Source organism: Saccharopolyspora sp. ID03-671 (assembly GCF_045278815.1).
Classification (GTDB): domain Bacteria; phylum Actinomycetota; class Actinomycetes; order Mycobacteriales; family Pseudonocardiaceae; genus Saccharopolyspora; species Saccharopolyspora ipomoeae.
On the sequence record NZ_CP134054.1, the window covers coordinates 4,680,870 to 4,693,193 of the forward strand.

Here is a 12,324-nt window from a genome sequence, read left to right on the forward strand (position 1 = left end):
AGGCTGAACAATGCAGTCGGCCAGTGTCGAAGCCGAGCGCGCGGCGGGAGGCCCGACCGCGCTGGACACCGCGATAGGGGAATTCCGCGCGGCCTTGCCCGACGGAGCGGTGATCACCGATCCGCAGCGGCTGCGGACCTACGAATGCGACGGACTCGCCAGCCACCGGGTCGTCCCGGCCGTGGTCGTGCTGCCCGAGACCGCCGATCAGGTCCGCGATGTCGTACGAGCCTGCGCCGCGCACGAGATCCCCTTCGTCGCACGAGGATCCGGAACCGGCCTGTCCGGAGGTGCGCTCCCGCACTCCTCCGGAGTTCTGGTGGTCACCTCCAAGATGCGCCGCATCCTGGAGATCGACACCGCGAACGAGCGCGCCGTCGTCGAACCCGGCGTGATCAACCTGGACGTCACCAAAGCCGCTGCGCCGCACGGCTACTACTTCGCCCCCGACCCCTCCAGCCAGCAGGTGTGCTCGGTCGGCGGCAACGTGGCCGAGAACTCCGGCGGCGCGCACTGCCTGAAGTACGGCTTCACCGTCAACCACATTCTCGGCATCGAAGTCGTCACCCCCGACGGAGAACTCGTCGAACTCGGGTCCGACGCGCGCGACGCTCCCGGCTACGACCTGTTGGGGGCCTTCATCGGCAGCGAAGGCACCCTCGGCGTCGTCACCAAGATCACCGTGCGGCTGCTGCGCAAACCGGAATCCGTGCAAACCCTGCTCGCGGGGTTCCCCTCCACCGACGAAGCGGGTGCCGCGGTGTCGGCCATCATCGCCGACGGCGTGACACCGGCGGCCATCGAGATGATGGACGCGCTCGCCATCGAGGCCGCGGAACAGGCCGTGCAGTGCGGATATCCGGACGGGGCGGGCGCGGTGCTGGTCGTCGAGCTGGACGGGCCCGCGGCCGAGGTCGAGCACACCTTCACCGAGGTCGAACGGCACTGCCGCGCCCACGGCGCCTTCGAGATCCGCGTCGCCGCCGACGACGCCGAGCGGGCCATGATCTGGAAAGGCCGCAAATCGGCCTTCGCCGCCGTCGGCCGCATCAGCCCCGACTACATCGTCCAGGACGGGGTCATCCCGCGCACCGCGCTGCCCGAGGTCCTGGGCCGCATCGCCCGCCTGTCCAGCGAATCCGGTGTGCGCGTGGCCAACGTCTTCCACGCCGGCGACGGGAATCTCCACCCGCTCGTGCTCTTCGACAACGCCGAACCCGGCGCGGGTGAGCGCGCCGAAGCCGTCTCCGGCGCGATCCTGGACCTGTGCATCGAGCACGGCGGCTCCATCACCGGTGAGCACGGAGTCGGGGCGGACAAGGTCAAGTACATGGGGCGCATGTTCACCGCCGACGACCTCGACACCATGCAGCGGGTGCGCTGCGCGTTCGACCCGGTCGGGATCTGCAACCCCGGCAAGGTCTTCCCCACACCCCGGCTGTGCGGAGAAGTGCCGGGTCGGCGCACCGGCGTGCACCCCCTGACCGAAGCGGGATTGGCGGACCAGTTCTGATGCCCACGAAGACCACCGAAGCCGCCCACGACGCACTGGTCGCCGCGCTCGGCCCCGACCACGTCCGCGCGGCGAACGACCAGGACCACGGGATCGGCCACTCCCTGGTGGCCGCAGTGGAGGGAACCGAGCAGGCGGCGGCCGCGATGAAGGTCGCCGCGGAACACCAGCTGCGCGTCGTGCCCAAGGGCTCCGGCAGCAAGCTCGACTGGGGCGCCCCGCCCCGCGACGTCGACCTGCTGCTGGACCTCTCACCGGCCAACGAGGTCGTCGAGCACGCCGCGGGCGACCTCGTCGTGCACGCGCTGGCCGGCACCCCCATCGCCGAGATCAACCGGACCGTGCGCAGCGGCGGGCAACAACTGGCGATCGACCAGCCCATCGACTCCGCCACCGTCGGCGGCGTCATCGCCACCGCGAACTCCGGACCGTGCAGGCACCTGTTCGGCGGCGTCCGCGACCTGCTGATCGGCATCACCGTGGTGCTCGCCGACGGCACCGTCACCACCGCGGGCGGCAAGGTCGTCAAGAACGTCGCCGGCTACGACCTCTGCAAGCTCTACACCGGTTCGTTCGGGACCCTAGGCGTCATCACCGAAGCCGTGTTCCGGTTGCACCCCGTCGCCGAAGAGCACCGGTGGATCACCGTCACCACCGACGACGCCGCAGCAGCGGCGGCCGCCGCGGACACCATCCGCCACTCGCAGGCGATGCCGACCGCCATCGAGGTCGACCGTCCCGCAGGAGGCCCCTTCACGGTCTGCGGACAGGTGGAAGGACGCCCTTCTGCCACCCACGCCCGCGCGCTGGAGCTGGCGGCCGAGATCGGCGGCGACGTCGTCGACCAGCCGCCGCAGTGGTGGGGGAAGCATCCCTTCACCCCCGACGGCACCGGGTTGCGCGTCGGAGCCGAGCCCACCGCCATGCGCGATCTGCTGGGCGCCGTCGAACAGCTCGCCGGTGAGCTGCCGGTGTCCGTGCGCGGCGCGATCGGGCTCGGTGTCCTGCACCTGGGCCTCCCGGCCGACTCCGACCCGACCGCGATCGCGCGGCTCACCTCGCGACTGCGCGACCGCGGCGACTACGCGGTGCTCGAACGCGCCCCGCGCGAGGTGCTCCAGGCCGTGGACCCGTGGGGCCCGATCGGCGCCGGACCGCTCGCGCTGATGCGCCGCACCAAGGACCAGTTCGATCCGCAACACCGGCTCGCCCCCGGCCGGTTCGTGGGAGGAATCTGATGACCGAGACCCCGGCCCGCCCCGGCGCCTTCGACGCCTTTCACCCGCCCCAGCGCGAACTCATCGACGACTGCGTGCACTGCGGGTTCTGCCTGCCCAGCTGCCCCACCTACGACCTGTGGGGCGAGGAGATGGACTCCCCGCGCGGACGCATCTACCTGATGAAGGAAGGACTCGAAGGCGAACCGCTCACCGACAACATGGTCGAGCACTTCGACGCCTGCCTGGGCTGCATGGCCTGCGTGACCGCCTGCCCGTCCGGCGTGCAGTACGGCACGCTGATCACCGAGACGCGCGCGCAGGTCGAGCGGCACCACGAACGCGGGCGCTTCGAGAAGCTGATGCGCACCATCATCTTCACGCTCTTCCCGTACCCGAAGCGGCTGCGCGCGATGCGCGGCCCGCTCGCTCTCTACCAGCGCACGCGCCTGGGCAGGTTGCTCAAGCGCACCGGGCTGATGGCCAAGCTGCCCGCAGGCCTGCAGGTCATGGAATCCCTGGCGCCGCCGATCAACCGCGCCGAGAAGCTCCCCGCGCGGATCCCGGCCCGCTCGGCCAAGCGGGCGACCGTCGGCATGATCACCGGCTGCGTCCAGTCGGCGTTCTTCCCCGACGTCAACGCGGCCACCGCCCGCATCCTCGCCGCCGAGGGCTGCGACGTCGTCGTCCCGCCCTCGCAGGGCTGCTGCGGTGCGCTCAGCGAGCACTCGGGGCGCGAAGCCGAAGCGGTGGCCTTCGCCCGCGACCTGCTCGACAGCTTCGAAGCAGCCGGGGTGGACCACGTGGTCATCAACTCCGCCGGGTGCGGCTCCACGCTCAAGGAGTACCCGCGACTGCTCCAGGACGACCCGGTGTACCGGGAGAAGGCCGAGCGGTTCTCCTCGAAGGTCCGCGACATCGCCGAACTCCTGGTGGAACTCGGTCCCGTGGCCGAGCGGCACCCGCTGCCGGTGAAGGTCGCCTACCACGACGCGTGCCACCTGGCCCACGGTCAGGGAATCCGCTCGCAGCCGCGCGAGCTGCTGCGAGCCATCCCGGGGCTGCAGCTCACCGAGATCAACCGCGCGGAGCTGTGCTGCGGCTCGGCGGGCGTCTACAACCTGCTGCAACCCGAGCCCGCCCGGGAGCTCGGTGACCGCAAGGCCGCCAACGTGCTCGACACCGGGGCTCAGCTGCTGGTGACGGCCAACCCGGGTTGCTCCATGCAGATCCGCACGGCGCTGGAACGACGCGACGAGGCCATGTCGATGGCGCACACGGTGCAGGTGCTCGACGCCTCGATCCGCGGCGCGGGCGTGGAGACGTTGTTGAAGTGATGTCGGTGACCGGAAGCGGGGACGTCGTTGCGGCGTCCCCGCTTCGTCGTTGAAACGGGTGTGCGGTGCCGAGCAGGGGAACCTTCCTGCCGAGTTGCCGCGCGCCGCTGCGGGGGGAAGGTGAACGAAAGGTTCCCACGCTCCCAACACCGCCCGCTCCCTCCGGCGGACATCAGGATTGTCATTGACTGTGACAGCATTGGTGTCACACTCTGAGTGGAGCACCTGCCGCAATGAGGAGGCACGCCACACATGTCCGAGGCGTTCGTCTACGACGCGATCCGCACACCGCGGGGTCGTGGAAAGAAAAACGGGTCGTTGCATGGGGTGAAACCCATCTCCCTGACCGTGGGCCTGATCGAGGAGCTGCAGCGCCGCCACCCCGAGCTCGACCCCGCGCTGATCGACGACGTCGTCCTCGGCGTGGTCTCGCCGGTCAGCGATCAGGGCGGCGACATCGCCAAGACCGCGGCGATCGCCGCAGGGCTGCCCGACACTGTCGCGGGCGTGCAGCTGAACCGCTTCTGCGCCTCCGGCCTGGAAGCCGTCAACATCGCCGCGCAGAAGGTCCGCTCCGGCTGGGAGGACGCCGTCCTCGCAGGTGGTGTCGAGAGCATGTCGCGCGTCGCGATGGGCTCCGACGGCGGCGCGTGGGCGATGGACCCGGAGACCAACTACTCGACCGGCTTCGTCCCGCAGGGCATCGGCGCGGACCTCATCGCCACCATCGAGGGCTTCGATCGGGGCACCGTCGACGCCTACGCCGCCGAATCGCAGGACCGCGCCGCCAAGGCCTGGGCCGACGGCCGCTTCGCCCGCTCCGTGGTCCCGGTCAAGGACCGCAACGGCGTGACCGTCCTCGACCGCGACGAGCACATCCGCGCAGGCACCACCGCCGACTCCCTCGGCGGGCTCAAGCCCTCCTTCGCCGGCATCGGCGAGATGGGCGGGTTCGACGCCGTCGCGCTGCAGCAGTACCACTGGGTCGAGCAGATCGACCACGTCCACACCCCGGGCAACTCCTCGGGCATCGTCGACGGCGCCGCGCTGGCCCTGATCGGCAGCGAGAACCTCGGCGAGCGCACCGGTCTCAAGCCGCGCGCCCGCATCGTGGCCGCCGCGCTGTCGGGCGCCGACCCGACCATCATGCTCACCGGCCCCGGCCCGGCCGCGCGCAAGGCGCTTGCCAAGGCGGGCATGAGCATCGAGCAGATCGACCTGATCGAGATCAACGAGGCGTTCGCCGCGGTGCCGCTGAAGTTCATGAAGGAGTTCGGCGTCGACCACGACAAGGTCAACGTCAACGGCGGTGCGATCGCCATGGGCCACCCGCTGGGCGCCACCGGGGCCATGATCCTGGGCACCGTCATCGACGAGCTCGAACGCCGCAACCTCCGGTACGGCCTCGCGACGCTGTGCGTCGGCGGCGGCATGGGGATCGCGACCATCGTCGAACGGATCGGCTGAGGGGCACATCAGACATGAGCGAGCAGAACACCATCCGCTGGGAGTCCGACGCCGACGGCATCGTCGTGCTGACCCTGGACGACCCCCAGCAGCAGGCCAACACCATGAACCTGCGCTACCAGGCGAGCATGGACGCGGTCCTCGACCGCCTGGAATCCGAGCGCGACAGCATCACCGGCGTGGTCCTCACCTCCGCGAAGAAGACCTTCTTCGCCGGTGGTGACCTGCGCGAACTGATCCAGGCCCGGCCCGGTGACGCCGAGACCGTCGGCGCCACCACGGCCAACGTGAAGAAGCAGCTGCGCCGCCTGGAAACCCTCGGCAAGCCCGTCGTCGCCGCGCTCAACGGCACCGCCCTCGGCGGCGGCCTCGAAATCGCGCTGGCCTGCCACCACCGCATCGCGCTGAACAACCCCAAGGCCCGCTTCGGGTTCCCCGAGGTCAGCCTGGGTCTGCTGCCCGGCGCCGGTGGCGTGGTGCGCAGCGTGCGCCTGCTGGGCATCGCCGAGGCGCTGATGGGCGTCCTGCTGCAGGGCCAGCAGCTGCGTCCCGAGAAGGCCCTCAAGACCGGGCTGATCCACGAGATCGTCGACACCCCCGAGGACCTGCTGGGCAAGGCCAAGGAATGGATCAAGGCCAACCCCGAGGCCGCTCAGCCCTGGGACACCGACGGCCACAAGATCCCCGGCGGCACCCCGTCGAACCCGAAGTTCGCGGCGAACCTGCCCGCCTTCCCGGCCAACCTGCGCAAGCAGCTCAAGGGCGCCCCCATGCCGGCGCCGCGCAACATCATGGCCGCGGCGGTCGAGGGCAGCCAGGTCGACTTCGACACCGCCCTGGACATCGAGGGCCGCTACTTCGTGGAGCTGGTCACCGGCCAGACCGCGAAGAACATGAGCAAGGCGTTCTTCTTCGACCTCCAGCACATCAACGCCGGTGGCAGCCGCCCCGACGGCGTGCCGGAGTTCCGGGCGAAGAAGGTCGCGGTGCTCGGCGGCGGCATGATGGGCGCCGGAATCGCCTACGTCTGCGCCAAGGCCGGCATGCAGGTCGTGCTCAAGGACGTGTCGCTGGAGAACGCCGAGAAGGGCAAGGACTACTCGGCGAAGATCCTGGAGAAGGCCGTCGCGCGCGGCCGTTCCACCCAGGAGAAGGCCGACGAGCTGCTGGGTCGCATCACCCCGACCGATCAGGTCGAGCCGCTGTCGGGCTGCGATCTGGTCATCGAGGCGGTCTTCGAGAACCTCAAGCTCAAGCACCAGGTCTTCGGCGAGATCCAGGACGTCGTCGACGGTGACGCGCTGCTGTGCTCGAACACCTCGACGCTGCCGATCACCGATCTCGCCGAAGGTGTCCGCAACCGCGAGGACTTCATCGGCCTGCACTTCTTCTCGCCGGTCGACAAGATGCCGCTGGTCGAGATCATCTCGGGTGAGCGCACCAGCGACCGCGCGCTGGCCCGCGCCTTCGACGTCGTGCAGCAGATCAACAAGACGCCGATCGTGGTCAACGACAGCCGCGGATTCTTCACCAGCCGCGTCATCGGCACCTTCATCAACGAGGGCGTGGCGATGCTGGCCGAGGGCGTCCACCCCGCCTCCATCGAGCAGGCGTCCTCGCAGGCCGGCTACCCGGCCCCGGTGCTGCAGCTGTTCGACGAGCTGACCTTGACGCTGCCGCGCAAGATCCGCGACGAGACCAAGGCTGCGGTGGAAGCGGCCGGTGGCACGTGGGACCCGCACCCCGCCGAGCAGATCATCGACCGGATGGTCGACGAGTTCGGCCGCACCGGCAAGTCCGGCGGCGCCGGTTTCTACGACTACGCCGACGGCAAGCGCGCCGGCCTGTGGCCGGGGCTGGTGGAGAACTTCGGTTCCGCCGACGCCGATCCTTCCCAGGTCGACCTGGGCGATCTCCAGGAGCGGATGTTGTTCGCCGAGGCGCTGGAGACCGTGAAGTGCTTCGACGAGGGCGTGCTGACCTCGGTGCCGGACGCCAACATCGGGTCGATCATGGGCATCGGATTCCCGCCGTGGACCGGCGGTGTCGTGCAGTACATGAACGGATACCCCGGTGGTCTGGCCGGTTTCGTCGCCCGCTCCCGCGAACTCGCGGAGCGCTACGGCGACCGGTTCCAGCCGCCGGAGTCTCTGGTCAAGCGCGCCGCCAACGGTGAGTCGCTCGACATCGGCGAGCCGGACGCGGAGATCGTGCAGGCCACGTCGGCCCGATGAGCTGACGGTGATCAGCGAGCTGACATGACGAGGCGCCGGGCCCGAAAGGACCCGGCGCCTCGTTGCTCGCTCAGCGAGTTCAGCCCTCGGGGTGGTCCACGACCGGGGCGTTGACGCACTGCGGGGTCTGCGGCGACAGGACCGGGACAACCGCGCCGAGGACGGCGACGTTGTCTCCGCACAGCTGCACCGGAACGGCGCTGATGTTGTTGTCGTTCGCCCCGTTGACGCCCTCGTTGTCCGCGCTGTCGGCGAACGCCGGGCCGGCCAGGGCCAGCATGGCGGTGGCGGCGCCGGCGACGCCGGCGATACGTGCAGCGGTACGCACTGTCGTTCTCCTTATGGATGACTGTTCTTCAGGGGATGAACCCTTGCGGCACAGGGAATTTCTGCGCTTCGCCTGCGTCGCGCGGCAGAGTCTGCGACATGGCGCACGTCCAAGTCGAACTCAGGAGGGCGTTTTCAGCCGAATACCCACGATGGAGTGACGCGAACCGGACATTCCACTATGGACTTTCATTTCGGCTGAAGCCTCAGGGGCTCTCAGTTCTTCGGAAGGACCCCGCTGATCCGCTGGAGCGGAGCGTCCGACACGCCGCCCACGGCCTTGTCGACCTCGGACAGCACCGGGGTCTTCTCCACGGCGGGCAGCACATCGCTGGGCTTGGCCAGCGTCACCGGCTCGCCGGAGGTCTGCAGCGGGTTGTTGTTGAGCGTCGGGGCGACCAGCGCCACCGGGTTGCTCACCGGCTCGGACTCGTAGCCCTGCGCGGCGGTCAGCGCGACCGCGGTGTCCACCGCGGAGAAGCCCTGGTGGCCGGGCTCGCGCGGCCCGATCTCGGTGTCCAGCAACGCCGCGTCGGGCGTGTGCTCGTACACCACGCCGAGGTGGCCCGGGGTGACCGAACCGCTCACGGTCGGACGGGTCTTGGTCATCTTCGACACGCGCGTGGTCTCGGCGAAAACGTGCCCGAGCACCCGGTTCGGCTTGCCGGGGGCGAGCACCGGACGGCCGTCCTGCAGCTCGCCGGCCACGCCGTGCGCGGTCTTGGTGATGTCCACGCCGACCTTCTTGACGACGTTCGGCGAGCTCACGTTCAGCTGCGTGTCGGCGCACGGCGCCTTCGTCGGGCTGAACGACGGGCCTTCCTGCATCTGGCAGGCGTTGGCCGGGATCTCCGCGGTGACCTCGTCCGGCACGGACGTGAGGTCGGGCTTGTCGATGTCGGTTGTTCCCGCCGCGTTCGCGGCACCGGTGCCGACGGTGGCGAGGCCCGCGGCCATGACGGCCGCCTTGACTGTGCGCGTGGTCCAGGAGCGCAAGATTGGATCTCCTCGAGTCAGAGGTGTTGGCACGGCTGACTCGACATCGGAGACGCTGTTAAGGATCTTGAGCCGTGATCGACCAATGCAGCCCGAACGAGTGAATCGGCCCCTTCGGCTCGCGGCTGTGGCAGGAAGGTTCCCATGCACCGGTCCGGCCACCGCCCGCGGGCGCGGTGATGGCAGGAAGGTTCCCATGCGCCGGTCGGCGCCGTGTTGATCAGAAGCCGAGGCCGGGGGTGAACAGCGTGATCATGTGCTCGGTGGCCTTCTCGGCGGTGACCTCCGGCCGGTGCTCCCGCCAGAGCGCCAGGCGTTCGCTCGCTCCGATGATCGACTCCGCGTAGGCCTCGGCCTGCTCGTCGTCGAGGTCGCCGCGGACCTGGCGCAGCAGGTTCGCGGTGAAGTCGCGCTGCTGGATGCGGATGGCCTCCAGCTCCGAGTTGACCGAGGCGTTGGGGATCGAGAACTCGTTCCGCAGCAGGGCCCACGCCTGCTGGTGCTCGTCGCCGAAGCGGAAGAAGGCCAGCATGCAGTCGTAGAGCAGCTGCTCCGAGCTGGTGGCGTTGGCCGCGGCCTGACTGGTGGCTTCGAGGAGCTCGCGCTTGGAACGCCGCAGGCAGGCCAGCAGCAGGCCTTCCTTGGAGCCGAAGTACTCGTAGAGCATCGGCTTGGACAGGCCCACCTGACCTGCGATGTCGTCCATCGAGCTCGCTTGGTAGCCGTCGCTGGCGAAGACCCGCTCGGCGACTTCCAGGATCTGCGCCTCGCGTTCGGCGCGGGACATCCGCTTGCGGCCGCCCAATGCAGGAGAGCTCGTCACGAATCAACCCTACCGCAAGTAACCTACTCGTAGTAGCCTACTGATCAGTAGATAGCGTGCCGGTGTCCGAGGAGGGGCTCTGATGGTGCAGAGGCAATCGCCTGGCCAGCGTCGATACGAAACTTCGGTGGTCATCGTCGGAACCGGGTTCTCCGGTCTCGGCATGGCTATCAAGCTCAAGCAGGCCGGGATCGATGACTTCATCGTGCTGGAGAAGTCCGACGACCTCGGCGGGACCTGGCGCGACAACACCTACCCGGGCTGCGCCTGCGACGTCCCCTCGCTGATGTACTCGTTCTCGTTCGAGCAGAACCCGAACTGGTCGCGGCTGTTCGCCGAGCAGGGCGAGATCAACGACTACCTCAGTCGCTGCGCGGACAAGTACCAGGTCCGCGACCACGTGCACCACGGCGTGGAGTTCACCGGTGCCGAGTACGACGAGCGGAGCAAGACCTGGCTGGTCACCACCGGCGACGGGACCGAGTACGTCGGTCGCGCCCTGGTCTCCGGCGTCGGCGCTCTGCACATCCCCAGCTACCCCGACCTGCCGGGCGTGCAGGACTTCGAGGGCGAGATCTTCCACTCGGCGCAGTGGAACCACGACTACGACTTGAAGGGCAAGCGCGTCGCGGTCGTGGGAACCGGGGCCAGCGCCATCCAGTTCGTGCCGAAGGTGGCCGAGCAGGCCGAGAAGCTGCACCTGTTCCAGCGCACGCCCCCGTGGATCCAGCCCAAGCCCGACCGCGCGATCCCCGAGTCCGTGAAGAAGCTGTTCCGCACCGTGCCGCTCACGCAGCGCGCGGCCCGCGCCGCCGTGTACTGGATCCTCGAAGCCCGCTACTTCGCGGTGTTCAACAAGCGGCTGGGCAAGGCCGCCGAGTGGTTGTCCAAGCGCTACATCAGCAAGACCATCTCCGACCCGAAGCTGCGCGAGGCGGTCACGCCGGACTACTCGATGGGCTGCAAGCGCATCCTGCTGTCCAGCGACTACTACCCGGCGCTCAACCGACCCAACGTCGACGTCGACACCAGCGGCGTCGCCGAGGTCCGGAAGAACTCGGTGGTCACCGGCGACGGCCAGGAGCACGAGGTCGACGCCATCATCTACGGCACCGGCTTCCACGTCACCGACGCCTACGACCACCTCGCCATCGTCGGCCGCGAAGGGCGCAAGCTCCAGGACACCTGGCGCGAGGGGTCCGAAACCTACCTCGGCATCACCGTTTCCGGGTTCCCCAACCTGTTCTTCCTGCTCGGGCCGAACACCGGCCTCGGGCACAACTCGGTCGTGTTCATGATCGAGTCCCAGCTGAACTACGTGATCGACTGCATCCGCCGCATCCACCGGGGCGAGATCGGGCAGGTCGACGTGCGCCGGCCGGTGCAGGACGCCTTCAACCGCGAGCTCCAGGACGAGCTCGGCGGGGAGGTCTGGTCGGTCGGCGGCTGCCGCAGCTGGTACCTCGACGAGAACGGCGTGAACCGCACGTTGTGGCCGGGCTTCACCTGGAAGTACTGGATGCGCACCAGGAAGGTGGACTACTCCGACTACGAGGTCGCCGCGCGCTGAGGTGATCGACTCGCCGCCCCGTTGAACCTTCGCACGAGCGTTCGATATAGTGATCCGGTCACTGTCGAGCAGCTCCGTTCGGAGCGCACCCTAGCTAGGGGCGGCGATGTCACCGCTGTCGTCCGATGAACTGCGCGCAATCCGCGACGAACTCAGCGCGGGAACCACACCGACGGTGTGGTTCACCAGCTCTGCCGTCGGCGTCCAAGAAGGGCGCTCCGGCAAGGTGATCGCGCTCGGCGAACCGGCCGAAGGGGACTTCATCCAGGTCCGCCCGGCCGGCTCGAAGGACGTCCTGTCCTTCTCGACCGCCGAGGTCACCCAGGTCAAACCACCGCGCAAGAAGCAGGCTCCGCAAGAACCGGCCAAGGCTCCGACGAAGACCCCGGCGAGCAAACCCGCCCAGCCCGCTGCGGCGAAACGGGCCGAGAAACCCGCTGCGAAATCGGCAACTCCTGCGGCCACGTCGACACCGCAGGCCGCTGCGAAATCCGGTGACACCGCTGCGGCACGCCGCAAGCCGCGACAGGCCAAGCCCCAGATCGGTGGCGCCGTGGTCACGCTCACCGCCGATGAGGACGGGCAGTGGAGCGTCGAGGTCGTCAACACCAAGCGCAAGCTGGTCAAACCGACCCCGGTCCCGGCCAACGCCGTCGCGCAGGCGGCCAAGCTCCTGCACGACGACGTCGCCGCGGCAGTCGAGCCGGTGATCGAAGCCGCCCGAGAACAGCACCGGGCCCGAGTCGAACAACTCCGGGCCGAACTCGAAGCGGCCCAAGCGGCACTCGAAGAACTCGACGAGTGAGCAGTTGTCGTCCCGTCCTCGACGGGACGACAACG

The 12,324-nt window shown here is 69.0% G+C and carries 10 protein-coding genes; 7 read left to right on the top strand and 3 right to left on the bottom strand.

The window, feature by feature from the left end:
- The first annotated feature begins 10 nt into the window (after positions 1-10).
- The 5 genes from REH65_RS21670 (at position 11) to REH65_RS21690 (ending at position 7,768) form a co-directional block, all read left to right on the top strand.
- On the top strand, positions 11-1,513 hold the full coding sequence (locus REH65_RS21670) for an FAD-linked oxidase C-terminal domain-containing protein (RefSeq protein ID WP_406688861.1): 1,503 nt from the start codon (positions 11-13) through the stop codon (positions 1,511-1,513).
- The gene (locus REH65_RS21675; protein WP_406688862.1) at positions 1,513-2,751 is read left to right on the top strand and encodes an FAD-binding oxidoreductase; all 1,239 of its coding nucleotides are present in this window, start codon (positions 1,513-1,515) and stop codon (positions 2,749-2,751) included. Before REH65_RS21670 ends, REH65_RS21675 begins: the two co-directional genes overlap by 1 nt.
- Positions 2,751-4,067: a (Fe-S)-binding protein gene (locus tag REH65_RS21680; RefSeq protein WP_406688863.1), complete on the top strand. Its 1,317-nt coding sequence runs from the start codon at positions 2,751-2,753 to the stop codon at positions 4,065-4,067. The genes REH65_RS21675 and REH65_RS21680 overlap by 1 nt, the downstream gene beginning before the upstream one ends.
- 252 nt (positions 4,068-4,319) lie before the next feature.
- A complete protein-coding gene (locus tag REH65_RS21685) occupies positions 4,320-5,534 on the top strand; it encodes an acetyl-CoA C-acetyltransferase (RefSeq protein WP_281455096.1) in 1,215 nt (404 codons plus the stop codon).
- A 14-nt stretch (positions 5,535-5,548) separates the two neighbouring features.
- Positions 5,549-7,768 carry a 3-hydroxyacyl-CoA dehydrogenase NAD-binding domain-containing protein gene (locus tag REH65_RS21690; protein ID WP_406688864.1) on the top strand — a complete coding sequence of 740 codons (2,220 nt, stop codon included), beginning with the start codon at positions 5,549-5,551 and terminating at the stop codon, positions 7,766-7,768.
- 79 nt (positions 7,769-7,847) lie between these two features.
- Here the strand turns inward: REH65_RS21690 and REH65_RS21695 are convergent, their stop codons facing one another.
- From REH65_RS21695 to REH65_RS21705, 3 genes are all read right to left on the bottom strand, one after another.
- Positions 7,848-8,096, bottom strand: a complete 249-nt coding sequence (locus tag REH65_RS21695; RefSeq protein WP_245775586.1) for a hypothetical protein — start codon at positions 8,094-8,096, stop codon at positions 7,848-7,850.
- Between the two features lie 215 nt (positions 8,097-8,311).
- A complete protein-coding gene (locus REH65_RS21700) occupies positions 8,312-9,091 on the bottom strand; it encodes a hypothetical protein (protein ID WP_281455094.1) in 780 nt (259 codons plus the stop codon).
- A 220-nt stretch (positions 9,092-9,311) separates the two neighbouring features.
- Complete coding sequence (locus REH65_RS21705; protein ID WP_406688865.1) at positions 9,312-9,914, bottom strand: TetR/AcrR family transcriptional regulator; 603 nt, start codon at positions 9,912-9,914, stop codon at positions 9,312-9,314.
- Positions 9,915-9,996: 82 nt separating this feature from the next.
- On the opposite strand from REH65_RS21705, the gene REH65_RS21710 reads away from it, so the two are divergent.
- Positions 9,997-11,484, top strand: coding sequence for a flavin-containing monooxygenase (locus REH65_RS21710; protein ID WP_406688866.1), 1,488 nt, complete (start codon positions 9,997-9,999; stop codon positions 11,482-11,484).
- A 106-nt stretch (positions 11,485-11,590) separates the two neighbouring features.
- Complete coding sequence (locus REH65_RS21715) at positions 11,591-12,289, top strand: DUF6319 family protein (protein WP_406688867.1); 699 nt, start codon at positions 11,591-11,593, stop codon at positions 12,287-12,289.
- Positions 12,290-12,324: the final 35 nt, after the last annotated feature.